At 72.0% G+C, this 24,960-nt stretch carries 25 protein-coding genes; 9 read left to right on the top strand and 16 right to left on the bottom strand.

Annotated elements, in window-relative coordinates; all coding sequences use genetic code 11:
* Nucleotides 1-88: 88 nt before the first annotated feature.
* The 6 genes from OG570_RS34730 to OG570_RS34705 all read right to left on the bottom strand — a co-directional run bounded on the left by OG570_RS34730 (nucleotide 89) and on the right by OG570_RS34705 (nucleotide 5,960).
* Nucleotides 89-511 (bottom strand): nitroreductase family deazaflavin-dependent oxidoreductase, encoded by a 423-nt coding sequence (locus OG570_RS34730; protein ID WP_326951546.1) that lies wholly within the window; start codon nucleotides 509-511, stop codon nucleotides 89-91.
* Nucleotides 512-557: 46 nt separating this feature from the next.
* The gene (gene egtD / locus OG570_RS34725; protein WP_326953186.1) at nucleotides 558-1,535 is read right to left on the bottom strand and encodes an L-histidine N(alpha)-methyltransferase; all 978 of its coding nucleotides are present in this window, start codon (nucleotides 1,533-1,535) and stop codon (nucleotides 558-560) included.
* Complete coding sequence (gene egtC / locus OG570_RS34720; RefSeq protein WP_326953185.1) at nucleotides 1,532-2,308, bottom strand: ergothioneine biosynthesis protein EgtC; 777 nt, start codon at nucleotides 2,306-2,308, stop codon at nucleotides 1,532-1,534. Before egtC ends, egtD begins: the two co-directional genes overlap by 4 nt.
* Nucleotides 2,309-2,313: 5 nt before the next feature.
* Nucleotides 2,314-3,648, bottom strand: coding sequence for an ergothioneine biosynthesis protein EgtB (gene egtB / locus OG570_RS34715; protein WP_326953184.1), 1,335 nt, complete (start codon nucleotides 3,646-3,648; stop codon nucleotides 2,314-2,316).
* A complete protein-coding gene (locus OG570_RS34710) occupies nucleotides 3,645-4,913 on the bottom strand; it encodes a glutamate-cysteine ligase family protein (protein WP_326953183.1) in 1,269 nt (422 codons plus the stop codon). The genes egtB and OG570_RS34710 overlap by 4 nt, the downstream gene beginning before the upstream one ends.
* Before the next feature lie 120 nt (nucleotides 4,914-5,033).
* Entirely contained in the window at nucleotides 5,034-5,960 is a 927-nt protein-coding gene (locus OG570_RS34705; RefSeq protein WP_247051949.1) for a LysR family transcriptional regulator, read from the bottom strand.
* Between the two features lie 118 nt (nucleotides 5,961-6,078).
* Here OG570_RS34705 and OG570_RS34700 point away from each other — a divergent pair, with 118 nt between their 5' ends.
* On the top strand, nucleotides 6,079-7,278 hold the full coding sequence (locus OG570_RS34700) for a Glu/Leu/Phe/Val dehydrogenase dimerization domain-containing protein (protein ID WP_326953182.1): 1,200 nt from the start codon (nucleotides 6,079-6,081) through the stop codon (nucleotides 7,276-7,278).
* Between the two features lie 45 nt (nucleotides 7,279-7,323).
* On the opposite strand, the gene pip is transcribed toward OG570_RS34700, so the two are convergent.
* The 5 genes from pip to OG570_RS34675 all read right to left on the bottom strand — a co-directional run bounded on the left by pip (nucleotide 7,324) and on the right by OG570_RS34675 (nucleotide 11,662).
* Nucleotides 7,324-8,271, bottom strand: a complete 948-nt coding sequence (gene pip / locus OG570_RS34695) for a prolyl aminopeptidase (protein ID WP_326953181.1) — start codon at nucleotides 8,269-8,271, stop codon at nucleotides 7,324-7,326.
* A 91-nt stretch (nucleotides 8,272-8,362) separates the two neighbouring features.
* A complete protein-coding gene (locus OG570_RS34690; protein ID WP_247064315.1) occupies nucleotides 8,363-9,091 on the bottom strand; it encodes an ESX secretion-associated protein EspG in 729 nt (242 codons plus the stop codon).
* A gap of 115 nt (nucleotides 9,092-9,206) precedes the next feature.
* Complete coding sequence (locus OG570_RS34685) at nucleotides 9,207-10,601, bottom strand: WXG100 family type VII secretion target (RefSeq protein ID WP_442788211.1); 1,395 nt, start codon at nucleotides 10,599-10,601, stop codon at nucleotides 9,207-9,209.
* Between the two features lie 3 nt (nucleotides 10,602-10,604).
* A complete protein-coding gene (locus OG570_RS34680; RefSeq protein WP_326953179.1) occupies nucleotides 10,605-11,261 on the bottom strand; it encodes a DUF3558 domain-containing protein in 657 nt (218 codons plus the stop codon).
* Nucleotides 11,258-11,662: a hypothetical protein gene (locus OG570_RS34675; protein ID WP_326953178.1), complete on the bottom strand. Its 405-nt coding sequence runs from the start codon at nucleotides 11,660-11,662 to the stop codon at nucleotides 11,258-11,260. Before OG570_RS34675 ends, OG570_RS34680 begins: the two co-directional genes overlap by 4 nt.
* A gap of 186 nt (nucleotides 11,663-11,848) precedes the next feature.
* Between OG570_RS34675 and OG570_RS34670 the strand changes: the two genes are divergently transcribed.
* The 6 genes from OG570_RS34670 (at nucleotide 11,849) to OG570_RS34645 (ending at nucleotide 18,184) form a co-directional block, all read left to right on the top strand.
* Nucleotides 11,849-12,433 (top strand): TetR/AcrR family transcriptional regulator, encoded by a 585-nt coding sequence (locus OG570_RS34670; RefSeq protein ID WP_247051955.1) that lies wholly within the window; start codon nucleotides 11,849-11,851, stop codon nucleotides 12,431-12,433.
* A gap of 14 nt (nucleotides 12,434-12,447) precedes the next feature.
* On the top strand, nucleotides 12,448-13,023 hold the full coding sequence (locus OG570_RS34665) for a TIGR03086 family metal-binding protein (protein ID WP_442788210.1): 576 nt from the start codon (nucleotides 12,448-12,450) through the stop codon (nucleotides 13,021-13,023).
* A 198-nt stretch (nucleotides 13,024-13,221) separates the two neighbouring features.
* The gene (locus OG570_RS34660; protein WP_326953176.1) at nucleotides 13,222-14,577 is read left to right on the top strand and encodes a hemolysin family protein; all 1,356 of its coding nucleotides are present in this window, start codon (nucleotides 13,222-13,224) and stop codon (nucleotides 14,575-14,577) included.
* Complete coding sequence (locus OG570_RS34655) at nucleotides 14,574-15,617, top strand: hemolysin family protein (RefSeq protein ID WP_247051958.1); 1,044 nt, start codon at nucleotides 14,574-14,576, stop codon at nucleotides 15,615-15,617. The genes OG570_RS34660 and OG570_RS34655 overlap by 4 nt, the downstream gene beginning before the upstream one ends.
* Nucleotides 15,614-16,510, top strand: coding sequence for a 3-methyladenine DNA glycosylase (locus tag OG570_RS34650; RefSeq protein WP_326953175.1), 897 nt, complete (start codon nucleotides 15,614-15,616; stop codon nucleotides 16,508-16,510). Before OG570_RS34655 ends, OG570_RS34650 begins: the two co-directional genes overlap by 4 nt.
* 660 nt (nucleotides 16,511-17,170) lie before the next feature.
* Nucleotides 17,171-18,184, top strand: a complete 1,014-nt coding sequence (locus OG570_RS34645) for a hypothetical protein (RefSeq protein WP_326953174.1) — start codon at nucleotides 17,171-17,173, stop codon at nucleotides 18,182-18,184.
* Nucleotides 18,185-18,187: 3 nt separating this feature from the next.
* On the opposite strand, the gene OG570_RS34640 is transcribed toward OG570_RS34645, so the two are convergent.
* From OG570_RS34640 to OG570_RS34630, 3 genes are read right to left on the bottom strand one after another with little or no spacing between them, the layout of a single operon-like run.
* The gene (locus OG570_RS34640; RefSeq protein WP_326949763.1) at nucleotides 18,188-18,976 is read right to left on the bottom strand and encodes an aldo/keto reductase; all 789 of its coding nucleotides are present in this window, start codon (nucleotides 18,974-18,976) and stop codon (nucleotides 18,188-18,190) included.
* Between the two features lie 42 nt (nucleotides 18,977-19,018).
* Nucleotides 19,019-19,828, bottom strand: coding sequence for a helix-turn-helix domain-containing protein (locus OG570_RS34635; RefSeq protein ID WP_326949764.1), 810 nt, complete (start codon nucleotides 19,826-19,828; stop codon nucleotides 19,019-19,021).
* Between the two features lie 36 nt (nucleotides 19,829-19,864).
* On the bottom strand, nucleotides 19,865-20,146 hold the full coding sequence (locus tag OG570_RS34630; protein WP_326953173.1) for a hypothetical protein: 282 nt from the start codon (nucleotides 20,144-20,146) through the stop codon (nucleotides 19,865-19,867).
* Between the two features lie 160 nt (nucleotides 20,147-20,306).
* Here OG570_RS34630 and OG570_RS34625 point away from each other — a divergent pair, with 160 nt between their 5' ends.
* Complete coding sequence (locus tag OG570_RS34625) at nucleotides 20,307-20,666, top strand: nuclear transport factor 2 family protein (RefSeq protein WP_326953172.1); 360 nt, start codon at nucleotides 20,307-20,309, stop codon at nucleotides 20,664-20,666.
* Nucleotides 20,667-20,717: 51 nt separating this feature from the next.
* Here the strand turns inward: OG570_RS34625 and OG570_RS34620 are convergent, their stop codons facing one another.
* Complete coding sequence (locus OG570_RS34620; protein WP_326949767.1) at nucleotides 20,718-21,872, bottom strand: NAD-dependent epimerase/dehydratase family protein; 1,155 nt, start codon at nucleotides 21,870-21,872, stop codon at nucleotides 20,718-20,720.
* A gap of 179 nt (nucleotides 21,873-22,051) precedes the next feature.
* Here OG570_RS34620 and OG570_RS34615 point away from each other — a divergent pair, with 179 nt between their 5' ends.
* The gene (locus OG570_RS34615) at nucleotides 22,052-22,552 is read left to right on the top strand and encodes a GtrA family protein (RefSeq protein WP_326953171.1); all 501 of its coding nucleotides are present in this window, start codon (nucleotides 22,052-22,054) and stop codon (nucleotides 22,550-22,552) included.
* Between the two features lie 216 nt (nucleotides 22,553-22,768).
* Here OG570_RS34615 and OG570_RS34610 read toward each other — a convergent pair whose 3' ends face one another.
* Nucleotides 22,769-24,958, bottom strand: a complete 2,190-nt coding sequence (locus OG570_RS34610; protein ID WP_326953170.1) for a glycosyltransferase family 2 protein — start codon at nucleotides 24,956-24,958, stop codon at nucleotides 22,769-22,771.
* Nucleotides 24,959-24,960 lie beyond the last annotated feature (2 nt).

Below are 24,960 nucleotides of genomic sequence, written 5' to 3'. Positions count from 1 at the left end.
CGCGCGGTCGAGACGTCACGGCGCGTTACCCGGGAGAGACTGGCACAAACCGGTGAAAGCCGTCACCGTCCAAAAGGATGGTGCGAATCTATCGAGCCACCCGATTGAGGACGAAAACCGGCAACGGCCGCGCGGCCTCCTCCTGCTCCATCGCGTACCCCGGCCAGAACTCGAGCAGCTCACGCCACATTTCCGCGTACTCCGCGCCGGTCAGCTCGCGCGCGACGACGGCGACCGGCCGCCCGGCGAGCGCGACCTCGGCCTTCGGGTCGGCCCGCAGGTTGAGCGTCCAGGCCGGGTCGTGCGGGCGGCCCCAGTTGGACCCGGTGAGCACGAGGTCGTCGCCGTGCGGGAAGTAGAGCAGGTTCGTGCTGCGGGGCAGCCCGCTCTTGCGGCCGGTCGTCGTCAGGCGCAGGGACGGCAGCCCGGCGAGCGCCACGAGGCTCACCCGGCCGCCGAACACCCGGTGCAGTTTCTTGTCCGCCCAGACGACGAAGCCGGCCGAGCGCATCAGCCACGGCTTCGTGCCCAGGGCCCGGGCCAGCGCCCGGAGAGGATTAGCCACGCACAGATCTTGCCAGGCTCACCCCGAACCGCTGCTGGGAGTCGGTCCACCACTGGTCGAGGGCGAACCCGGCGGCGGCCAGCTCGGCCTCGACGCCGCCGGGGCGGAACTTGGCCGAGATCTCCGTGCGGATGTGCTCCCCGGCGACGAACCGGACGGTGAGGTCCGCGCCCGGGATCCCGACGGTCAGCTCGCGGCGGGCGCGCAGCCGCATCTCGACCCACTCGTGCTCGGCGTCCCAGTGCGAGACGTGCTCGAACTCGTCGAGGTCGAAGTTCGCGCCCAGCCGGGCGTTGAGCACCCGCAGCACGTTCATGTCGAACTCGGCGGTGACGCCCGCGGCGTCGTCGTAGGCCCGCTCCAGCGTCTCGGCGTCCTTCACCAGGTCCGTGCCGAGCAGCAGCCACTCCCCCTCGTCGAGGACCTCCCGCACCGACCGGAGGAACGTCGCGCGCTCGGCGGGCAGGAAGTTGCCGATCGTGCCGCCGAGGAAGGCGACCACCCGCGGCCCGTCACCGGGCAGCAGATCGAGGTGCTGGGTGAAGTCGCCGACGACCCCCCGGACCTCCAGGCCCGGGTAGTCCGCGGAGATCGACCGGGCGGCGTCGGCGAGCGCCGATTCGGAGACGTCGAGCGGGACGAACGCTGCCAGCGTGCCGTGCTTGGTGAGCGCGTCGAGCAGCAGCCGGGTCTTCTCGCTCGACCCGGACCCGAGCTCGACGAGGGTGTGCGCGCCGGTCAGCTCCGCGACGTCGCCGGCGTGCGCGGCCAGCACCTCACGCTCGCTGCGCGTCGGGTAGTACTCCGGCAGCTGGGTGATCTTCTCGAACAGCTCGCTGCCCTCGGCGTCGTAGAACCACTTGGGCGGCAGCCACTTCTGCTCGGCGGTGAGCCCGGCGACGACGTCGGCGCGCAGCTCCTCGGTGACGGCGTCGCCGGAGCGGTGGTGGTCGAGATCGGGTTCGGTCATCGGAGAGTGCCTTCCAGGGTCAGGGGAAGCAGGTCGACGCCGGCGGCGGTGGCGCGCACGGCGTGGTGGTCCGGGACGGCTTTCCAGCGCGGGTCGCCGTCGACGGGTTCGGACGCCAGCAGCACGCCCGCCGGGGTTTCCAGCAGGGACAGCGAGTGCGTCCAGGCGGTGCCGATCAGTGTTTCGCCGTCGGTGAGCAGGAAGTTGAGCCGGGAGCCGGGCGCGGCCGCCTCGACGGCGCCGGTCAGCCAGGCCACCGCCGACAGCGGGTCTTCCCCGGCCGCGAGCCGGGCCCGCAGCAGGACCCAGAGCACGACCGAGTCCGTCGGTGCCTCCAGCGTCAGCAGCTCGGTGACCGGCAGGGTCTTGGCCAGTTCGGCCAGCGAGTCGGGGAAGCCGCGGACGACGCCGTTGTGGCTGAACAGCCACCGGCCCGTGGTGAACGGCGCCGCGGCCGCCTCGGTCACCGGCATGCCGGTGGTGCCGTTGCGGGCCGCGGCGACGAACGCGTGGGTGGTGACCGCCGCGGCCAGTGGCGGCAGCGCCTCGTCCGTCCACAGTGGAGTCGAGCGGCGGTGCCGCAGGGGCAGTGCGCCGTCGGCGCCGTGGCCCGGGCCGAGGTACCAGCCCAGCCCGAAGCCGTCGGCGTTCACGGTGCCGCCGCCCCGCATGTCCGCCGGTGCGTAGGCCTGCACCAGCAGTGAATGCGGCGCGCGAAAAACCGCCTCGGCGGGCGAAACGGGCGCGCCGAGGTAGGCGAGATGCCTGCACATGGCGCCTAGCCCTCGCCCGGGCCCGCGTCGCGGGCGGTGCGGAAGCCGGCGAAGATCTGCCGCCGGATCGGGTAGTCCCAGTTGCGGAACGTGCCCCGGATCGCCGCGGCGTCCGTGCCGAACGAGCCGCCGCGCAGCACCTTGTACTCCGGCCCGAAGAACACCTCCGAGTACTCCTGGTACGGGAACGCGGCGAAGCCCGGGTAGCCGTGGAGATCGGTGCTCGTCCACTCCCAGACGTCACCGATCAGCTGGTGCACGCCGGTGGGCGACGCGCCGGCCGGGTACGCGCCCGCGGGTGCCGGGCGCAGGTGCCGCTGGCCCAGGTTGGCGTGCTCGGCGCCCGGTTCCTCGTCACCCCACGGGAAACGGCGCGACCGGCCGCTCGCCGGGTCGAACCGCGCGGCCTTCTCCCACTCGGCCTCGGTCGGCAGCCGCCGCCCGGCCCACGCCGCGTACGCCTCGGCCTCGAAGAACGAGACGTGCACGACCGGTTCGGTGGCCGTGATCCGCTCGTAGACCCCGAACCGGGTGCGCCACCAGCCGTCCTGCTCCCGCTTCCAGAACCGCGGTGCGGTGATGCCGTTTCCGGTGCGGTAGGCCCAGCCCGCCGGGCTCCACCAGCGCTCGTCGTCGTAGCCGCCGCTGTCCAGGAACCCCGCGTAGGCCCCGGAAGTCACCGGCGTGGTGTCCATCCAGTACGCGTCGACGGCGATCTCGTGCGCCGGGCGCTCGTTGTCCAGCGCCCACGGCTCGGCCGACGTGCCCATCGTGAACGCGCCGCCGGGCACCAGGACCTCGGCGGGCAGGGTGCCCGGCCGCGCGGGCGGCGGCTCGGGCGCGTGCAGCACCGGGTCGCCCTGGCGCAGCTGGTGGGTGGCCAGCATGGTCTCGTCGTGCTGCTGCTCGTGCTGGGTCACCATGCCGAACGCGAAGGCCTGCTCGGTGAGCCGGCGGCCGCCCAGCGGCACTCGCTCCAGCACGTCGAACGCCTTCTCGCGCACTTCGCGGACGTAGCTGCGGGCCTCGGCCGGGCTGAGCAGCGGCAGCGCCGGCCGGTCGGCGCGGGCGTGCTGGAAGGCGTCGTAGATGTCGTCGATGTCCGGGCGCAGCGGCTCCCGGCCGCCGACGTCGCGGACCAGCCACAGCTCCTCCTGGCTGCCGATGTGCGCCAGGTCCCAGACCAGCGGCGACATCAGCTTGGAGTGCTGGCGGATCAGGTCCTCGTCGTCGACCGCGTCGGTCAGCGCGTCGCTGCGCGCCCGGGCGCGGGTCAGTGCCTCGGCCGCGCGGGCACGCAGCTCCTCCGCGCCGAGGTCCTTCGACTCCGTGGTGGTCATGCTTCGCTCCTCGATCGGTACGCGCGCCCCTGCACGCTCTCGCAGATCTCGGTTACGGATTCCGCCGTCAGCCCGGTGTGGCCCAGCTCGGCGCAGCCGAGGTCGGCCAGCGCGGCCGCGACGGCCGCCAGGTCCGGGTCGGCCAGGCCGCGGCACGCGGCCGTGGCCCACCGGTCCGCCACCCGCTCGCACAGGTCGCGGACCCTGTCCACTGTGGACGGCCGGGCGAGCAGCGCGGTGACCAGCGCGGCCGGCGCCAGCCACTCGTCCGGCGGTTGCGCGTCGAGGTACCGGATCTCCAGGTACCCCTGCGGGCGGACGGGGGTGAACATCGTCGTGAGGTGGTAGTCGAGGTCCGCCTCGGTGGGTTTCGGCAGCAGCGCCGCCGGGCCCCGGCCCTCGATCCAGCCGGCGAAGGTCAGCCCCTCCGGCGCGTCCCACGGGCGGTCTTCCCGGGGCAGTGCCATCAGCGGGGTGTCCATCATGCGCGCGCCCCACGACGCCCCCGGGTCCCCCGCGACGCGCGCCGTTCGCGTGCGGACGGCCTCGGTGTCGTGCACCGCGAGCCAGCGGGCGGACGCGAACCCCGTGTCACGCCCGGCGTGGACGCGGGAGTTGGCGAACAGGGCGAGCAGCGGCGGGCCCATGGCGTGCGCGGCCGCCCAGCGGGCCGCGTGGTGCTCGGCCTCCCCGGCGTCGACGCAGACCTGCAGGCCTGCGGTGCTGCACATCATCGTGAGGCCACCGGGCCCGATGGGCGCGAACCGGCGTTCCATCGCCGCGTAGCGCGGCGTGTCCAGCAGCCGGCGCGGCGCGCGGTGCGCGTCGATGCCGGATTCACCGAACCGGAGGCCGTGGGAGGCGAGAAGTTCACCCAGGTGGCGGAGATCGGCCGAGACGACTGCGTCGAGGTCGCGCAGCGTGGCCTGGGGATGAGCGGAGATTTCGACCTGGCCCCCGGGCTCGAGGCTCACTGGTGAACCTGCCGGGAGCGGCGAAGCGGGGCTGTCGGGGCGCAGTGTCCGCGGGGTGTGCGGGCCCAGTGCCGTGGCGAGGAGGCCGGGATCGAGCGGTCTGGCCGGGTCGTCGGCGTGGTGCACGGTGAACTCCAGCTCGACGCCGGTCAGGCGCGGCGGGCCGTGCTTGAAGCACACCGATGCCACGTACGCCTCCCCGGCCGCGCGGTCCGCCAGGACCCGCGCGGTGCGGTTCGACGCACTACCCGACTTCTCGGGGAATTCGTGCACCGTAGACGCTTCTGTCATGTCAATCCTGTCCCGTGTGGTGGAACTTTCTCGACATCGGACGCTACACGCGGGGTACGACAAAAACAGGGTTGATCCTGCCCTTCAGGACAGGGTCACCACTCCGTAAGAAGTCCCGGATCAGGGCAAAGCGGATTCCGTGCCCAGCCCCAGTTCGGCGGCCGAGGCCCGGACGGCGTCGATCACCAGGTGCAACGCCGGACGGCGGAACGCGGTGCGCCGGTAGGCGATCGACACCGTTCGGAGCAACGGCGTCGTGAGCGTCACGACGTCGATCCCGGGCGGGCGCAGCAGCCGCAGGCCGAGGTCGGAGACGAGGGTGATGCCCAGCCCGGCGCCCACCATGGCCATCGCCGTGGACTGCTCCTCGACCTCGTGGTTGATCTTCGGGGCGAACCCGTGGCGCCGGCACGCCGTGCGCATCGCCCGGCCGAAGTGCGACTTCGGGCTGGCCAGGATCCAGGGGTGCTCGGCGAGGTCGTCCAGCGACGCCGAGCCCGCGGGCACCGCGCCGCGCGGCACCGCCGCGTGGAGGCGTTCGACGGCCACGACGGCCCGTTCCAGGCCCGCGTCCCAGGGCATCGGCGCGTCGGAGTAGTCGATGACGAAGGACAGGTCGAGCACGCCGTCGCGGACCGCCTCGGCGGTGTCCTCCGGCGCCAGCTCCCGGGTCCGGACCTCGATGCCCGGGTGCGAACCGGCCAGCGTCGTCAGCGCCGTCGGGAGCAGACCGGAGGCCACCGAGGCCCACACCCCGGCCGTCAGCCGGACGGTCCGGGCGTCCTGCGCCTCCTCCAGGGCAAGCGTGGCCCGCTCGACCGAGCCGAGGATCTCCTCGGCGTGTTCGGTGAGCAGTTTGCCCAGTTCGGTGAGCTGGACCCGCCGGCCCAGCCGTTCGAACAGCTTGGCCCCGACGTCCCGTTCCAGCTGCGCGAGCTGCTGCGACACCGCCGAAGCGGTGTAGTGCAGGGCCGCCGCGGCAGCCGTCACGGTGCCCCGGCGGTGCAGCTCGCGGAGCATCTTCAGCCGATGCAACGAAAGCTCCATGCACCAAACCTAAACGAGATCGTGCAGTAGCGTTAAATGGACGCGAAGGCCACCCGGGGCGCAGGCTCGTGGTGGCGGTCACGAGGCCGCCCCGACTTCCCCGGAGGTGAGTGGCCTGATGATCCCCCGCAACGCCGAGCCGCTGATGCGACTGTCGTGGACCGACCCCCTCACCGGCGCGAACGGCTACCTGGTCGTGCACAGCCTGGTCTCCGGCGTCGCCACCGGCGGCACCCGGATGCGGGCCGGCTGCACCATGGGCGAGGTCGAGGACCTCGCCCGGGGCATGGCCAACAAGACCGCGACCTTCAACCTGCCGGTCGGCGGCGCGAAGGGCGGCATCGACTTCGACCCGAAGGACCCGCGCGCCTTCGGCGTCCTGACGCGCTTCTGCTCGTTCCTCCGGCCCTGGCTGGACGCCCACTGGGTGACCGCGGAAGACCTCGGCGTCCCGCAGCACCTGATCGACGCGGTGTTCGCCGACCTCGGGCTGGAGCAGTCGTTCCACGCCGCGATCGGCCGGTCGGCCGATCCGGAGCGCACCCTGCGCCGGGTGCAGGCGGGCCTCAACGCCCCGGTGCCCGGCGGGCTGCTGCTCGGCGACGTCGTCGGCGGCTACGGCGTGGCGCAGGCGTGCCTCGGCGTCGCGTCGGCGTGGGACTGGGACGTGCGCGAGACGACCGTGGCGATCCAGGGCATCGGCACCATGGGCGGCGGCGCGGCCTGGTACCTGCACGAAGCGGGCATGAAGGTCGTCGCGGTCGCCGACGCCGCGGGCACGCTCTACGCACCCGACGGCCTCGACATCCCGGCGCTGCTCGACCTGCGCGACCGCTTCGGCGAGGTCGACCGCAAGCGGCTGCCCGCCGGGATCAAGCTGCTCCCCCGCGACGCCGTCGTCTCGACCGACGCGGACATCTTCGTGCCGGCGGCGATCTCCTACGCGCTGCGGCCGGACAACGAGAACCTGGTCAAGGCCAAGGTCGTCATCGAGGCGGCCAACGCGGCGACGACGCCGGAGGCCGAAGCGGCGCTCTCGGCGCGCGGGGTGGCCGTCGTGCCGGACTTCGTGGCCAACGCCGGTGCCGCGGCGTGGGCGTGGTGGCTGCTGCTGGGCGAGGTCGGCGCGGACCCGGCCGACTCGTTCCTTCGGCTGCGCACCGAGATGCAGTCCAAGGTGGCGCTCCTGCTGGCGGAGTGGAACATGGACCGGCTGCCGCTGCGCGTCACCGGGCTGAAGCTGGTGGAGGCGAACCGGGCCGCGCGCGCCGAAGTGGCGCTCACCCCCGAGGGCGAGCCGGCGCTGCTCATCCCGTGAGCCGGGGTCCGCGCGGCGCCTCGACCGGGGCGCCGCGCGGGCACCTCAGCCCGCGAAGCGGTCGGTCGCGCCGACCAGGACGTCCTGCATCGAGACGTCCTGCGTGCTGTGCCCGACGTTGTCGAGCATGACCAGCTCGCTGGCCGGCCAGCCGTGGTGCAGCAGCCAGGGCGTGCCGACCATGTTGCTCGTGTCGAGCACACCCTGGGCGAGCACGGCCGGGACGTCCGCGAGCTTGCCCAGGTTGGCCAGGATCTCACCGTCGGGCAGGAAGGCCCGGTTGCTGAAGTAGTGCGTGACGATCCGGGCGAAGCAGAGCCGGTAGGCCGGATCCTCGAAGGCGTCGTGCGGCGGGACGCCGGGCAGCATCGCGTCCTCCCAGGCGCACCAGTCGGCGGCCGCCTGGTGGTGAATCTCGGGGTCCGGATCCAGCAGCAGGCGGTTGTAGGCGGCCGAAAGGTCGCCGTCGCGCTCGGCTTCCGGGACGCCGTCGCGGAACCTCGCGAAGCCCTCCGGGAAGTACGCGCCCAGGCCGCGGATGAGCATCTCGATCTCGAGGAAGCGGTCGGTCGCGAGGCCCATCAGGACCAGCTCGCTCACCCGGTCGGTGTGGCGCAGCGCGTAGGTCAGGCTCAGGACCGAGCCCCAGGAACCGCCGAACAGCAGCCACTTCCCGATGCCGAGCCGGGTGCGGAGCAGTTCGAAGTCCGCGACCAGGTGGTCGGTGGTGTTGGCGGAGAGATCGGCGACCGCGGCCCCGGCGTGCGGGGTGCTGCGGCCGCAGCCGCGCTGGTCGACGAGCACGACCCGGTACTTCGCGGGGTCGAAGTACCGGCGTACGTTCGTCGAGCAGCCCGAGCCCGGCCCGCCGTGCACGACCAGCGCCGGCTTGCCGTCGGGGTTCCCACAGGTCTCCCAGTAGATCTCGTGCCCGTCGCCGACGTCGAGCAGGCCGTGCTCGTACGGTTCGATCTCGGGGTACAGCCCAGCCATCAGCGCGTCCTTCCACCGGAATACAACAGCGCTGTCACATTAGCGCCGGGCCGTGGCCGACGCGCTCCCTTTTGGATCAGCTCAGCGGGGCTCAGTTCAGGGAGCCGGCCAGCTCGGTGAGGGTGTCGGCCAGCTCGCGCGGGCCGGCCGGGCCGATGTGGATGACCTCGTCGTCACCGGCGCCGGAGGTGTAGCTGAGGTAGCGGCCCCAGTCCGTGTCGGCGTAGTGCAGCGGCTGCCGGAGGCAGGTGTGGCGGCCGACGTCGTCACGGCGTCCGACGTAGAGCTCGCCACTGCCGGTGACCGGCCGCTGGACCAGACTGACGACGTCGGCGATCGCCGGGGACAGCGGGTAGGCGTCCTGACCACGGCGGGCGGCGTCGGCCAGGTCCGCCACCCGGACGGTGCGCGGGTTGCCGCCACCGGGCCCGACCGGCGGCAGCTGCTCGACGAGCGACTCGGCGAGCCGGTTCCGGTCGATCTCCTGGACGCCGACGTGCGCGCCGTCGGAGACCGCGAGAATCGCTTGCAGCCCCTTCGCGGCGGCGAGCACGCCGTAGGTCTGGCCGCCGGCGCCGACCCAGCCGTAGCACTCCCGCGCCGGCGTCACCAGCAACGGAAGCCAGTCGAGGAAGTCGAACGAAGCCCGCCCGCGCGCGTCGACCAGCCCGGCCTCCGCGAGCGCGGCGTCGATCCGGTGGTCGGCCTCGTCACGCTCCTCGTCCGAGAGCCACAGGGGCTCCGGACGCAGGGTGATGTGCAACTGACCGACCTGCTCACGCTCGGCCAGTGCGGCCAGCGCCTCGACCGGAACGTCCACCCGGCCTGTTGCCACGTCCACCTCGTTTTACTCGCCGATGACCGGCGGACTGGTTCGCCGGTTGGTCTCGTTCACCCGCCGATGACCCGCGGACTGATCCGCCGGCCGGTGCCGTTCACTCGCCGATGACCGGCGGGCTGGTCCGCTGGTCGGTGCCGAAGATCGCGTCCGGGTCCGCTTCGATCAGGAAGTCCGGGCGCTGGTGCTCATCATCTTCCTCACCCTCGCCACGTCGCCCACCGGCACCCATCGGGCCCATCTGCCCGGACCGCCCGCCGGCCGACCGAGCCGCGGCCGCCTCCGCGGCGGCCGCGTTGCCGAGACTGCCCATGCCGGAGCCGCGCCCACTGCCGAGCCCACGCTCCCCCGCCGCACCGGAACCACTGCCGGTGCTACCGCTGCCGCTACCGGTCCCGCCGCTGCCGGATCCGGAGCCGCTGATCGGGCGGCCGCTGGAGTCGAGAAGCCGTCCGCCCGCGGAACCGCTGCTGGGACCGCGCCCGCCAGGACCGGTTCCCGTGCCGGAGCCGCCGGGTTCGCCGAAGGTGTTGGAGTAGTTCTGACCACCGCCGCCCCCACCGGTGCCGGTCGGGTAGAAGTCGACCCCACCCGTCCCGGGCGGCGTCTTGCCGGGCCGGTCGCCCGTCTGCTGTCCGGTGGGCAGCCGGCCGGGCAGGTTGGTGCCGGGGGTGCCCGTCGTGCCGGTGCCGGTCGTGTGGGTGGTGTCGGTGCCACCGGTTCCTCCGGTACCGCCCGTGCCACCGGTTCCCCCAGTGCCGCCGGTGCCGCCGGTGCCGCCCGTACCACCCGTTCCCCCGGTACCGCCGGGCTTGTCGGGGCCACCGGAGTGCGTGGTGTCGACGCTGGTGGTCGAGGTGTGGTCGTCACTCCCACCGGGATGATCCGGCGTCCAGTTGTGCCCATCGATGATCGGCGGCTTGATCCGGCCGGGCGTCTGCGGCGTGTTCACGGCGATCGTGGCACCGTCGGACTCGAGCACGCCGTAGTCCGTCGGAAGGACGGCTTTGGTGCCGCTGGTGGCGCTGCTGTACTGGTCCATCACGCGGACGTTGGTCTCGTTGGCCGCGTTGTACTTCGCGATGCCGGTTTGGTAGTCGTTGACTTCGTCCTGGGCCATGAACGGCCCGGCGATCGGAATGGCGGCCTTGAGCCCCACGGACCACGGACTGGGCTTGTCCGGCTTGGGCGGAATCTCGACGACGGCGTTGTTCGAGTTTTCGAACACGTCCGCCTGCGTGTCGACCGAGGCCTTGGTCATGTCGAGCGGCATCGCGGTCTCGGCGAAGGCCTGCTCGAGCGGTCCGGCTCCGGCGTTGGCGGCGTCGGCGGCGCTCCCGGCCCACGCCTGCTTCATCCGCTCCTGCAGCGACTTGATGCCCTGCGCGCGGTCCATGTAGGCCGAAGAGAGCTTCTCCACCGACTCGGACATCTGCCGGAGTCCTTCGGTGTCCCCCTGTTTGAAGTTTTCGTAGATCTGCTTGCCGTCCACTCGTCAAGCCCCCTTGAGTGTTTTGACCGTTCCGGCCGCGACGCGTTGCGCTGCGTCGCAAGAATCCTGTTGTCCCTCGTAGCCTTCCGCGAAAACGGAGACCGCCAGGTCGTCGGCGATTCCGACCGCCATGGTGCAGTTTCCGGCCGCCCTGCGGTCGCGGGTGTCGAAGTACAGCGCGGGGTAACCGTCGACTTCCGCGGCCGGTTCGAGGAACTTGATCAGAGCTCCGGAACGGTCGTGGGCCGCCTGGATGCCGGCCAATCCGCCGGCCCCCTGGTCGCGGTTGCCCGTCCCGAGGATGACCAGCACGCTGAGTCCGTCGCCCCTGATCTTCCACCCGCAACTGGGGCCTGACTGCCCTTCGGGAGTGGCATCGCCTGGCCGCGGCTCGCCCGGTTCGGTGTACCGCAGCTGGGTCAGAACGTCGGCCGGGACGAGGCCGCACGGGTCGCCCACGTACTTGGTCGCGTCCAGCGGAGTGGTGACTTTCGGGGCGTCCGCGGTCGGGCTCGGCTCCCCGGACGACGCCGGAGAGGACGACGTGTCCGCGGGGTTGGCGGTGCCACCGGTTGTCGACGTGCAAGCCGAAGCGAACGCGCACAAGCACAGGGCGACCACGCCGAGGACACTCGCTTCGGCGAACTTCGGCAGCCTCACGTCGCCTGCCCGAACGTTCCGGACATGCCCTGGTCCGTCGCGACGGTCTTCGTCTGCGCTTCCTTCAGCTTCTTGATGTACCCCTGCACGTACTTGCGCATGGAATCGTTCTGCGTCTGCAGCGAGGTGACCGACTCGAAGGTGGTCGTCTCGTAGCTGCCGCTGGCGGGGTCCTGGCCGGGCGCCACCGAGGCGTTCACCAGCGTGTCGATCGTGTGACCGTCGTCGATGATCTTGTCCAGCTCGTCTTCCCAGAGGCTGATCACCGAGGCGAGCTCTTCCGGTTCCATCTTGAACTGGCCGCCACCGCCGCCCCCACCGCCGTAGACGCGACCGCCCTCGCCCAGGATGTCGCCACCCCAGACCGCCTGCGCCGCCTGTCCGGCTTCGCCGATGATCACGCCCCGCACCTTCCCCTCAGCTCACCCACCGTGATGGTGCAAAGACTAGCCAACCGTCTCATTCCGTGTCAGCGAATCGCCGCAACCTTCCGACGTCGGGAGCCTTCGGGTGGTTCCCGGGCACTCCGGGTCACAAGACGTACGTACGGATTGCGAGATGCCGGTCCGCGGTGCCAGGATTCGAGGATGCCACGCGTAAGCCAGGATCACCTCGACGCAAGACGGCGCCAGATCCTCGACGGCTCGCGGGTGTGCTTCGCGCGCTACGGCTACGAAGGTGCCACAGTCCGGCGCCTCGAGGAAGCCACCGGACTCTCCCGCGGCGCCATCTTCCACCACTTCCGCGACAAGGAGTCGCTCTTCCTCGCCCTCGCCGAGGACGACGCCATCCGGATGGCCGACGTCGTCGCCGAGCAGGGGCTCGTCCAGGTCATGCGTGACCTCCTGGCCGGCGACGGCGAGCACCCCGCCGACTGGCTCGGCACCCGGCTGGAAGTATCCCGCCGGCTGCGCACCGATCCGGAGTTCCGCGCCCGCTGGGCCGAGCGCTCCGAACAGCTCACCACCGCGACCCGGCTGCGGCTGCTGCGCCAGCGCGAGGCCGGGAACCTGCGTGACGACGTCGACGTCGACGTCCTCACCGCCTTCCTCGAGCTCGTCCTCGAAGGACTCGTCTCGCACCTGGCGATGGGCCTGCCGGGCGCTGGCCTCGGTCCGGTGCTCGACCTCGTCGAGGAGACGGTGCGGCGGCACCGGCCCGGCACCACCTGAACGGCCGTGTTCCAATGGCCCGCGTGGATCTCCTCGAGGCACACGGCCAGGCCATCCGGGCGTTCGGCGAGGCCGTGCACGCCGTCGGCGACAGCGCCTGGGGCCGCCGGACGCCGTGCACCGCGTGGACGGTCCGCGACCTCGTGAACCACCTCGTCGCCGAGCAGCTCTGGGCGCCGTCGCTGCTCGCGGGCGCCACGCTCGACGACGTCGGGGACCGCTTCGACGGCGACGTCCTCGGCGAAGACCCGGCCGGTGCCTGGGACGCGGCCGCCGACGGCGCGCGGGAGGCCTTCCTCGACGACGGCGTCCTCGAACGCACCGTCCACCTGTCCTACGGCCTGGTCCCGGCCCGGGAGTACGGCTGGCAGATGACGATCGACGCCGCCGTGCACAGCTGGGACCTCGCGACCGCGCTCGGCCTGCCCAGCCCGGTCACCGAGCCGCTGGCCGAGCGCCTGATCGACGTCGTGCGCCCGTGGGTGGACGAGTGGCAGGGGCTCGGCCTGTTCGACCCGCCCGTCGCGGTCCGCCGCGGGGCCGGCTCCACCGCCCGGCTCGTCGGTCTGCTGGGGCGCCGGCCGAGGTGAGCGCGCCGACACACCGATATGCCCGCGCGGCGCGGCAAGGACACGTTAAGATTGTCCAGATAATCGCAGTACACGCCGATTTCCCGCTAGGAGTGACCGTTTCGTGCGCGCAGCGCAGTCACCCGGTGACAGTACCGGGCCGGGTGACCGACCCGGCTGTCCGATAGGTTCGCCCACCGCCACCTCGGCGGGTGCGGAATGATGCAGATCCTCTTCGCCGTCCTCGGCGTCCTCGTCTTCGTCCTGCTGACGGTCGGCACCGGACTCGCCGTCGCGGCCGAGTTCTCGCTGACCGCGCTGGAACGCAGCACGGTCGACGCCAACGTCCGCCAGGTCGGCGACCGCCGCGCGCTGACCGTGCAGAAGGCCCACCGGACGCTGTCGTTCCAGCTCTCCGGCGCCCAGGTCGCGATCACGCTGACCACGCTCATCACCGGTTACCTGGCCGAGCCGCTGATCGGCGAGCTCGTCCGGCCGCTGCTGACCGGCGTCGGGCTGCCCACGGCGTTCGCCGCGGGTGCGTCGATCGTGCTCGCCCTGGTCATCGCCACCTCGCTGTCGATGATCCTCGGCGAGATGGTGCCGAAGAACCTGGCGATCGCCCGGCCGCTGCCGACCGCCCGCGCGGTCACCGGCTATCACTCGCGCTTCTCCGCCTTGTTCCGCTGGCTCATCACGCTGATGAACAACAGCGCGAACTTCCTGGTGCGCAAGTTCGGCGTCGAACCGCAGGAGGAACTGCGGTCCGCGCGGTCGCCCCAGGAGCTGGGCTCGATCGTGCGGTCGAGCGCCGAGAGCGGCACGCTCGACACGTCGACCGCGGAGCTGCTGGACCGGTCGCTGCGGTTCGGCGAGCGCACCGCGGAGGAGCTGATGACCCCGCGCGTGCAGCTGGAAGCGCTCACCGTGGACGACACGATCGAGGACCTCATCGCCATCTCCAGCCGCACCGGGTTCTCGCGGTTCCCGGTGCACGCCGAGGACCTCGACGACGTCCGCGGCGCGGTGCACGTGAAGCAGGCCTTCGCCGTGCCCGCCGCCGAGCGCAAGAAGGTGCCGATCGGCTCGGTCATGCGACCGGTGCCGACCGTGCCGGAGTCCCTGCCGGGTGACGACCTGCTCGACCGCCTGCGCGACTCGCGGTTCCAGCTGGCGATCGTCGTCGACGAGTACGGCGGCACGGCCGGGCTCGTGACGCTGGAGGACGTGGTCGAGGAGATCATCGGCGACGTCCGCGACGAGCACGACGACCGCGAAGCCCCCGCGTCGCAGCAGGTCGGCACCGACAGCTGGCTGGTGTCCGGGCAGCTGCGGCCCGACGAGGTCACCGACGTCACCGGGTTCCGGATGCCGGACGGCGACTACGAGACCATCGCCGGGCTGATCCTCGAACGGCTGGGCAAGATCCCCGCCGAGGGCGACGCCGCCGAGGTCGACGGCTGGCGGCTCACCGTGACCACGATGGACCGCCACCGCGTCGCCGAGGTCGAAGTGGCCCCGGTCCGCGAAGCCGAGCCGGCCGAAGAGGCCGCCGAAAGCGAGGTGGTCTCGTGAGCGACTGGCTGAACATTGCCCTCGTGGTGTTCCTGCTGCTGCTCAACGCCTTCTTCGTGGGCGCGGAGTTCACGCTCATCTCCTCGCGGCGCGACCGGCTCGAAGCGCTGCTGGAGCAGGGCAAGACCCGCGCGAAGATCGTGATCAACGCGAGCAAGCACGTGTCGCTGATGCTGGCCGGCGCGCAGCTGGGCATCACCATCTGCTCGCTGCTGCTCGGCCGCCTCGGCGAACCCGCTGTCGCGCACCGGCTCTCGGCGTTCTTCGACCTGCTGGGCCTGCCCGAAGGCCTGCTGCACCCGATCTCGTTCGCGATCGCGCTGGCCTTCATCACGGTGCTGCACGTGCTGATCGGCGAGATGGTGCCGAAGAACCTCGCCATCGCCGAACCGGAGAAGCTCGCGCTCTGGCTGGTGCCGGTGCACGTCGGCTGGGTCAAGATCGCGAACCCGTTCATCTGGCTGCTGAACTTCGTCGCGAACTCGCTGCTGCGCGCGGTGAAGGTCGAGCCGAAGGACGAGCTGGAGACGGCCTACACCTCCGACGAGCTGGCCGAGCTGCTCAGCGAGTCGCGCCGGGAGGGCCTGATCGACCAGTCCGAGCACCGGCGGCTCACCCAGACGCTGTCCTCGGTGCAGAAGACGGTGTCCGACGTGCTCGTGCCGACGGCCGACCTGACGACCCTGCCGTGCGCGCCGACCCTCGGAGACGTCGAGCGGGTGGTGTCCTCGACCGGCTTCTCGCGCTTCCCGGTGTGCACCGACGACGGGCGCCTGACGGGCTACATCCACGTCAAGGACGTCCTGGACCTGGCCGGTGAGGATCCGGCGACGATGGTGCCGGCGTCGAAGACGCGGCCGCTGACCGAGCTGCGGGCCGACGCCCGGCTGGACGTCGCGCTCTCGGCGATGCGCAAGGAGGGCAGCCACCTGGCGCGGGCGCTCGACACCACCGGCAACGCGGTGGGCGTCGTCGCGCTCGAAGACCTCGTCGAGGAGTACGTGGGCACCGTGCGCGACGGCACCCACGTGGGCGCATGACCGCGGTCGACGTGCTCGCCGAACCGGACTGGCTGGCCCGGGAGGCGGCGCACGCCGACCGGGTGCGCCGGTGGACGGTCCCGCACCAGGACCGCAAGTCCCGGGGCGAGAAGCACCCGGTGCTGGACTTCCTGTTCACCTACTACTCGCACCGGCCGGGCCACCTCGAACGCTGGCAGCCGGGCCCCGGCGTCGCGCTCGCCGGGCCCGCGGCGCGGCGCTTCCTCGACCGGAAGGGCTACGTCGAGACGAGCGACGGCGTCGTCCTCGACCCGGCCGGGTTCACCGAGCGCAAGGCGAAGACGGCGGAGTTCGTGCTCGGCCTGCTCAGCGCGACGGCGTCCCGCGCGCCCCGGCTGAGCTGCTTCGGGCTGCACGAGTGGGCGATGGTCTACCGCGAGCCGGCGGATTCCGTGCGCCACGACCAGGTCCCGCTGCGGCTCGGGTCGACGGGCACCGACGCGGTCGTCGAGTCGCTGGACATCCGCTGCGGGCACTTCGACGCGTTCCGGTTCTTCACCCCGCCGGCGCGGCCCCGCAACGAGCTGGAGCCGACGCGGGCGACGCAGGTCACCCTCGAGCAGCCGGGCTGCCTGCACGCGAACATGGACTTGTTCAAATGGGCGTACAAGCTCGACCCGTTCGTGCCCGCGGAGCTCGTCGCCGACTGTTTCGAGCTCGCGGCCGAGATCCGGGAGCTGGACATGCGGGCGAGCCCGTACGACCTCGCGGCTCTCGGCTACCCGCCCGTGCGGATCGAGACCGCCGAGGGACGGGCCGAGTACGCTCGCGCGCAGGCCGGGTTCGCCCGCCGCTCGGCACCCTTGCGTGCTCGCCTGATCGCGCACTGCAATAGCCTGGTCAGCCCAGCCGGGCGGCCTCCGCGAGCGTGACACAACTGTGAGTTAGATTATTCCCGGCCCGTTGCTCACCTGTTAGGGTGATAACGGTTTGATTGCATAGCAGCGCGTGCTTGACGTGCTCTTTAGGCCGAAAGGATGACGATGGGGCGACACGCCCGGCCCGACGAGCCGGTGCCACACCCGCTGGACCGCGCCGGGGCGAAGCGTCCCCCCGCCGAGGGTCCGGGTGCCGTCCCGCAGCGTCCGAACCAGGCCGAGCCCCCCACGTCCCGACGGACCGGCCGCGGCGAGTCCGCCGGTGCCGGCCGGACGGGCCGGCGCGCTCCCCGTGCCGCCGGCCCCACCGAGACCACCACCGTCATCCCGGCCACCGGCGCCACCCCAGCCCCTTCCCCGGCCTCCGGCCAGAGCGAAGATTCCGGGTGGTTCCGCAAGCCGACCGAGGATTCCGGAGCGTTCCGGACCGCCGGGCGGACCGAGGCCCCCGGAGCCCCGCGCGCCCCCCGCCGCGGCGAGAACACCGGCACCTTCCGCAGTGAGACCCCCGAGCCGCCGCGTCCCCCCGGCCGCGGCGAGGATTCGGGCCGGTTCCGCACCGCCGGCCGCCGCGGCAAGAACAGCACCCCCGCTCCCGATGGAACGGGAGCACCCGAGACTCCCGGTGCCACGCGCCGAGGCGAAGACTCCGGCATGTTCCGCGCCGCCACTCGCGGTGGCAAGAACAGCGGCACCTTCCCGGCCCCCGACGGAACGGAAACGCCCGAGACCCACGGCGGCACCCGCCGCGGCGAGGACTCCGGCATGTTCCGCGCCGCCACCCGCCGCGGCCAGAACACGGCCCCCGAAACCGCAGCACCCGAGCCGGCCGACGGCAGCCGCCGCGGCGAGGAATCCGGGACCTTTCGCGCGGCCCGTCGTGGGGAGAACACCGGTTCCTTCCGCGCCGCCGGCCGATCCGAGACCACCGGCACCTCCCGCTTCCCCGGCCGGAGCGAGAGCACCGGGCCGCACCGGAGTGACGACACCGGCTCGCACCGGACCGCCGCCCGGAGCGAGGACACCGGCACCCAGCGGACCCTCGGCAAGGTCGCCGAGGCGACCGGCTCGCACCGCATCGTCGGCAAGAAGGCCCCGCGTCGCAAGATCGCGGGCTGGCCGATCGCCTGTCTCGTGCTCGCCGCCCTCATCGGGCTCGGCATCGTCGGCTGGAACTGGGCCGACAGCGAGCTCAACAGCCGCGCCGAGGCCCAGGCCGCCAGCTGCTCCAGCGGCACGTCGCACATGCGCGTGATCGTCACCCCGAGCGTGCAAAAGCCCCTGGCCGCCGCGGCCGACCGCTGGAACCAGGCCGCCACCGTCGTCCACGGCCAGTGCGTGAACGTGACGATCGAGGCCAAGCCCTCGGCGCAGGTGCTCGACGCGCTGGTCGGGCGGGCCAACCTGGACTCGATCGGCGGGCTGCCCACCGCGTGGCTGCCCGAGTCGACGTACTGGATCAGCGAGCTGACCACCAAGAAGCCCGAGATGATCGGCTCGCCCGCCCAGTCGGTCGCCACCGCGCGGTCGGCGGACTACCCGTTCGTCGGGCTGACCGGGCCGGGCATCGACGACACCCTGCTGCGCGCGGCCCAGACGTTCCGCGAGTACCTCGAGCAGCCCGCCCAGCAGGCCGACTTCACCGCCGCCGGGATCAAGACCGCCTGATCCTCAGGCCGGGCCGACGCGCGTGCCGTTGTCGAGCTCGGCCAGCACGGCCAGGTCGTCGTCGGCCAGCTCGAAGTCGAACACCTCGAAGTGCTCCCGGGTCCGGGTCGTGGTGGCCGAAGCCGCCACCGCGACCGTGCCGCCCTGCAGGTGCCACCGCAGGACGATCTGCGCCGGGGTCTTGCCGTACTTCGCCGCCAGCGCGGTGACCGTCTCGTCGGACAGCAGCGCGCTGTTCGCGGCCGGGCTCGACGCGCCGGTCAGGATGCCGTGCGCGTCGTGGAACTCCCGCAGCGGCAGCTGCTGCAGCCACGGGTGCAGCTCGACCAGGTTGACCGCCGGGACGGTGCCGGTGGCGTCGATCAGCCGGCGCAGCTCGGCCGCGCTGAACCCCGCCACGCCGATCGCGCGGGCCCGGCCGTCGGCGCGCAACCGGGACAGCGCACGCCAGGTGTCGGTGAACGCGCCGTTCGTGCCGGCCACCAGGATCAGGTCGACGCGGTCGGCCTGCAGACCGGCGAGCACCTGGTCGGCCGCGCGGCGGGCGGCGTCGTACCCCTGCACGGGCACCTTGACGCTGACGAACACGTCCTCGCGCGGCACGTCCGACGCGGCGAGGACCGCGCCCACGGCCTCCTCGGTGCCCGGTGCGGTGTCGATGCCGCGGTGGCCGGTGTCGAGGGCGATGCGGACGGCGCGGCCGGTCTCGGAGGCGCTCAGGCCGGTGACGCCGAACAGCAGCTGGGGGATGCGGACTCCGTCGGACAGGGCTAGCGAAGGCGGAACGGCCATCAACCGGTGATCCTCACTTCGGGTGCTGCGCGGGGATCCCCATCATTCCACCCGGGCCGACCGCTCGCGCAGGTACGCGGCCGTCGCCGGGTCGGCCGGGAAGAACGACTCGATCACCAATTCCGCCACGGTGACGTCCAGCGGGGTGCCGAACGTGGCGACCGTGCTGAAGAACGTCAGGTCGGTGCCCTCGTGGCGGAAGATCAGCGGCACGAAGATGTCACCCGGTCCGGGGACCTCCACCTCGGGCACCGGCTGGTCGCAGGGGTAGCCGCGCAGCTCGGCCAGCAGATCGGCGAGGCCGGTGTCCGCGGTCTGGCCGACCTGGCGCCGCAGCCGGCCGAGCAGGTGGGCGCGCCACTCCCCCAGGTTCCGGATGTGCGGCGCCATGCCCCGCGGGTGCAGGGTCGCGCGCAGCACGTTGGCCGTCAGCTCGGGTGCCAGCCCGGCGACGAACAGGCCGGTGGCGGCGTTGGCGTCGACGAGGTTCCAGTTCCGGTCCACGACGGCGGCCGGGTACGGCTCGTGCCCGGCGAGCAGCTGCCGCACGGCCTGGCGGACGGCGGTCATCTCGGGATCCCCCAGCGCGCTCTCGGTGTAGGCGGGCGCGAACCCGGCGGCGAGCAGCAGCCGGTTGCGGTCCCGCAGCGGCACGTCGAGGTGCTCCCCGAGCCGCAGCACCATGTCCCGGCTCGGCCGCGACCGCCCGGTCTCCACGAAGCTGAGGTGGCGGGTGGAGATGTCGGCGGAGATCGCCAGGTCGAGCTGGCTGATCCGCCGCCGGTCGCGCCATTCCCGCAGAAGCTCACCCACCGGCCGCTGCCGCGCGGCCGCCTGCACCGAAGTCGTCACGGGACCGACGCTACGACGATCACCGGGGCGCGGCCATTACTTCGGGGGTAATGGCTCGATGTGCGCTCCGGGCGGACACCACCCTTCGAGCCGGTCCATGAGGTCACGGATGGCGTCGTCGGCCGGGACATCGGTTCCTTCCGGCACGCCGGCGAGGACGGTGTCCAGGGCGCAGCCGCAGGCCGCCAGCAGCGCTGCCTGCGTGAGACCGGCCGCGTAACCGGCGACGGCCGCCTCTTCGAGCGCGGCCGACGGCTCGTCGGCGCGGGCCGCGGCGACGATGTCCGCGACCAGCTCCGGCCTTTCTTCGTTCAGCACGTGCCGAGTGTGCCGAGCGCCCACGTGGATGCGCCAGCGGATTTCGGGGCCGTCGCGGCATTACCTCGCGCGTAATCGACGCGCCGCCGCCCGGGCGCCACAGTGGATCTCAGCGACGGACGACGACAACCCGTTGTCCCCCAACGAAAGGGAGCATCCCATGACCGACGTGCGGACCATTGTGGAGCAGTACATCGCCGTGTGGAACGAAACCGACGAGAACAAGCGCAGGGCGCTCATCGCCGACGTCTTCACCGAGGGTGCCGGCTACACCGACCCGCTCGGGGCCGTCCGGGGGCACGACGGGATCGACCGGTTCGTGGCCGGGGCGCAGGCGCAGTTCGGCGGGCTCACCTTCAGCCTGCCCGCCGAGCCCGACGCCCACCACGACCTCGCGCGGTTCCAGTGGTACCTCGGCACCCCCGGCGCCGAGCCGGTCGCGATCGGGTTCGACGTCGTGGAACTCGAAGACGGCAAGATCGCCGCCGTCCACGGCTTCCTCGACAAGATGCCCGGCTGAACGCGCAAAAGGGCGGGCTCCCCCGCGAGGAGGAGCCCGCCCCGGCTCGGCTCAGCTCTTGAGCGCGCCCCGCCAGCGGACGGTCGGGCGCAGCTTGTCCATGTTCACGCGGTGCTTGTTCGCCCCGACGATGTCGAACATCGACTCGATGAGCGTGTCCGACAGCAGGTGCGGCTCCAGGCCGAGGCCGACCAAGCCGGTGTGCTTCACGTTGTAGTAGTGCTCCGGGGCCTCGGTCCGCGGGTTCTCCAGCTGCTCGATCTGCACCGGGCCGGGGAAGCGCTCGGCGACGAGGTCGGCGATGGCGGCGACCGACATGCTCTCGGTCATCTGGTTGAAGACGCGGAACTCGCCCGCCTCGGCCGGGTTCTCCACGGCGAGGCGGATGCACTCCACGGTGTCGCGGATGTCGATCAGGCCGCGGGTCTGGGCGCCCTTGCCGTACACCGTCAGCGGCTGCCCCAGCACCGCCTGGATGACGAACCGGTTGAGCACCGTGCCGAACACGGCGTCGTAGTCGAAGCGGGTGGCCAGGCGCGGGTCCAGCGCGGTCTGCGGGGTCCGCTGGCCGTACACGACGCCCTGGTTGAGGTCCGTGGCCCGCAGCCCCCAGGCGCGGCACGTGAACTCGATGTTGTGCGAGTCGTGGACCTTCGTCAGGTGGTAGAACGAACCGGGCCGTTTCGGGAACAGCACGCGGTCCTTGCGGCCGTTGTGCTCGAGGTCGAGCCAGCCTTCTTCGATGTCGACGTTCGGCGTGCCGTATTCACCCATCGTGCCCAGTTTGACCAAGTGGATCGACGGGTTGATTTCGGCGATCGCGTACAGCAGGTTCAGGTTGCCGACCACATTGTTGTGCTGCGTGTACACCGCGTGTTCGCGGTCGATCATCGAATAGGGCGCGGACCGCTGCTCGGCGTAGTGGACGACGGCGTCGGGCGCGAAGTCGCGGACGGCGTCGAAGAGGAAGTCCGCGTCGAGCAGGTCACCTTCGTAGCTGGTGATGCGCCGTCCGGACACCTCCTCCCACGCGGCGATCCGGTCCGGGAGCGTCTCGATCGGGACCAGGCTTTCGACACCGAGCTCGACGTCGTAGCCACGGCGGGCCATATTGTCGAGAACGGCCACCTCGTGGCCTTTGTCCGATAAGTGCAACGCGGTGGGCCAGCCCAGATAACCGTCACCGCCGAGAACCAGCACTCGCATTGTGCCGCCTTTCCTGCTCGTTTACGCGGCAAGCATGCTGATTCCACTCAGTAGCAGAGGCTTGCAAGAACCCGACGCTATCGATCACGTGCTGATGAGCACCTGGCAATGAGCTGTGAATCTCCTATGCATAGGGGGGTCGGACGGCGGCGCGCGCGACCCGCGGGGAGGATGGGGGCATGACGACCGTAACCGGCGATGTGCGCCAGCGCACAGCGGAGACACCGACGCGACGCCGGGGCTGGGCCCGGCTGGGCCGCGCCGCGGTGACGTCGGTCGCCGCCACGGTCCTCAGCCAGGTCGTCCTGCTCGCCGTGCTCGCCGGCGGCGGCGTCCCGGTGCTGGCCAGCACGCTCGCCTGGGCCGCCGGCGCGGTGCTGAACTTCGTCGTCACCCGCCGCTGGGTGTGGGGCCGCACCGGCCGCCCCCGCGTGCGCCGCGAGCTGCTGCCCTACCTCGGCGTGATCGGCCTGGGCGGTCTCGCCTCGGTCGGCCTGACGACCCTGGCCGGCTCGCTGCTCACCCCGCTGGACCTGCCGCACGTGTGGTGGGTCGTGCTGGTCGACGGCGCGTACGTCGCCAGCTACGCGCTGGTGTTCGTCGTGAAGTTCACGCTGCTCGACCGCCTCGTGTTCGGCCGCGGCGCAGCCCGAACGGCCGCCACCACGTCCTCGTCGTAACTGGCGGGTCGGTCCGGTCCCCGGCACCAACCCCGTGTCGTCCCACTGATCACGCGTGTCGACCCTGCGATCACGCGCGTCGTTCATCGGAGTAAGCGTGCCGTCCGGCCGGCACCGTGATCAGAACACCGACACTCGTGATCAGAGAGTCGACACGCGTGATCAGTGGGACGACACGCTGGGCTGAACACCGTTCGACCGTGCCGTGACCAGTGGCTACGCGCTCGTGTTCACCCTGCTCGACCGGCCCGTCTTCCGGCCGCGGCGCAGGACGTAGCCCCGCCACCACGTCCCCGTCATGACCCTCGCGTAGTTGGCGCCGTAGACGACGCTGCCGCCCTTCTTGCTCTTGCCCGCCTTGCGCAGCCGCATGCTCATCGGCAGCTCCACGACCCGTGAGCCGCGCGCGGTCACGCCCAGCAGGAGTTCCGACGACTGGTACTGCGGCTCGTTCAGCGGGACCGAACAGGCCAGGTCGGCGCGCATCGCCCGGAAGCCGAACGAGGTGTCCGTGATCCGCCGCCGGGTCAGCACCGACGCCAGCACCGCGAACACCCGGACGCCGAGCCAGCGGACGCGACTGTCCGCCTCCTCGTGGCCCAGGCGGCGGGAGCCGGTGACGAAGTCCGCCGTGCCGTCGACGACCGGGCCGACCAGAGCTTCGAGCTCGCTGTTGTCGTACTGGCCGTCCGCGTCGGTGGTCACGATGTACTCGGCGCCGGACGCCGCCGCGAGGTGGTAGCCGAGGCGCAGCGCGGCGCCCTGACCGCGGTTGCGCGGCGCGACGCAGACGTACGCGCCGTGGTCCTCCGCGATGGCGGCCGTGTCGTCTGTGCCGCCGTCGACGACGACGAGCACGTCCACCGGCCGGCCCAGGCACTCGTCCGGCATCTTCTCCAGCACCCCGCCGATGCCGCCGGCCTCGTTGTAGGCGGCGATGACCACGACCAGCGACGACAGCCGCAGGTCGGGGTGGCGGCCGCGGAAGTCGGCGAGCGCGCCCGTGTCGACGTCGTCGGGGAAGGCGGCCAGGCGCTTGCGGCTCGCCGAGGTCAACGTCGTGAAGCCAAGCGCGCCCGCGACGGGCAGCAGCACGAGCGCCGGGATCTGGTAGCGCCAGGAGAACTGGAACACGGCCGAGGCGAACAGCAGGACCAGCCCGCTCGTCGACGCCAGCAGCGCGCCCGCCCGCGCCGCGTCCACCGGCCGTTTCCGCCGGACGACCGTCAGCAGCCCGAGGAGCGCGCCGATGCCGAGCACCGCGCCCGGGACGTAGCCGCCGTTGAGCTGGTAGTCCCGCAGGAAGGCGGCCAGTGGCTCGTCGACGCTCGCGACGACGCCGTCGTTCTGCTGCGTGACCAGGTCGATCAGGGACTGGTCGGCCCACTGGGGATACGTGAGCTGGAACTGCCAGCGGTCCAGCGGGACGTCGGTCGGGTCCTGCTCGCGGGCCCAGGCGAAGCTCTTGGCGAAGTCGTCCAGCACCGCGCCCGCGACGTCGCCGGGCTGGGCCTTGAGCACCTCGATCGCGAACTGGTGCGCGAGCGCCGCCTTGTCCGCGCCAGGCGGCAGCGGGCCGGGCCAGTTCGGGTCGAGGTCGGCGTGCGTGTAGTTGTCCACGAGCCGCGTCTCGCGCGGTTCGGCCGGGCAGAACACCTGCAGTTCGAGCGCCAGGTGCAGGTTCGCGCAGTCGGCGACGGCGGCGGCGCGGCCGTAGAGCATGTTCCCCGACGGCCCGGTCAGGCCCCACTTGCCGGTCTCGGCGTGCACCCGCGCGGAGTACGGCAGGATGACGACGAGGATGCCCAGCAGGCCCACGCCCGCGCGGCGCCAGCCCGCCCAGTGCCGCCACGCGCCCCCGGCGGCGACCAGGTAGACCAGCAGCGGCAGGGCCAGCGAGATCCCGATCAGCCGCACCAGCACGGCGAACCCGACGAGCAGGCCCGCGATCCCGGCGCGCTTCCAGCCGGGCGCGCCGCGGCCGAGCAGCACCCACAGCAGCCCGAGCAGCACCGCCTCGAAGACGACCTCGGACATGATGTTCTGCTCGATCTGCAGCTGGTACGCGTCGAGCAGTACGGGAGCCGCGGCGAGCGCGGCGACCCACGGGCGGCCGCCGAGGCGCAGCACGAGCGCGTAGACGCCGATCGCGATCAGCAGGCCGCCGATGTGCTGCGCCGCCGCGACCCACGCCAGGCCGCCGACCGCCAGCAACGGGCGCAGCACCAGGTCGTAGCCGATCGGGTCGAGCTGGTCGGCGCGCAGCGCGTGCAGGTTGTCGATGTAGCGGAACGAGTCGATGTAGAGCAGGGCCGGCCGGTAGGCGAGCCAGGTGAGCACCCGCAGGGCGATCGCGGGGAGCAGCAGCAGGAGCAGGAGCCAGTGACGGCGGAGGAAACCGGACACGC

The sequence above is a fragment of the Amycolatopsis sp. NBC_01286 genome (assembly GCF_035982555.1).
In the GTDB taxonomy this organism is placed as follows: domain Bacteria; phylum Actinomycetota; class Actinomycetes; order Mycobacteriales; family Pseudonocardiaceae; genus Amycolatopsis.
Note: the sequence above shows the minus strand (reverse complement) of the source record. Positions and strands in the feature narration are given on the sequence as shown.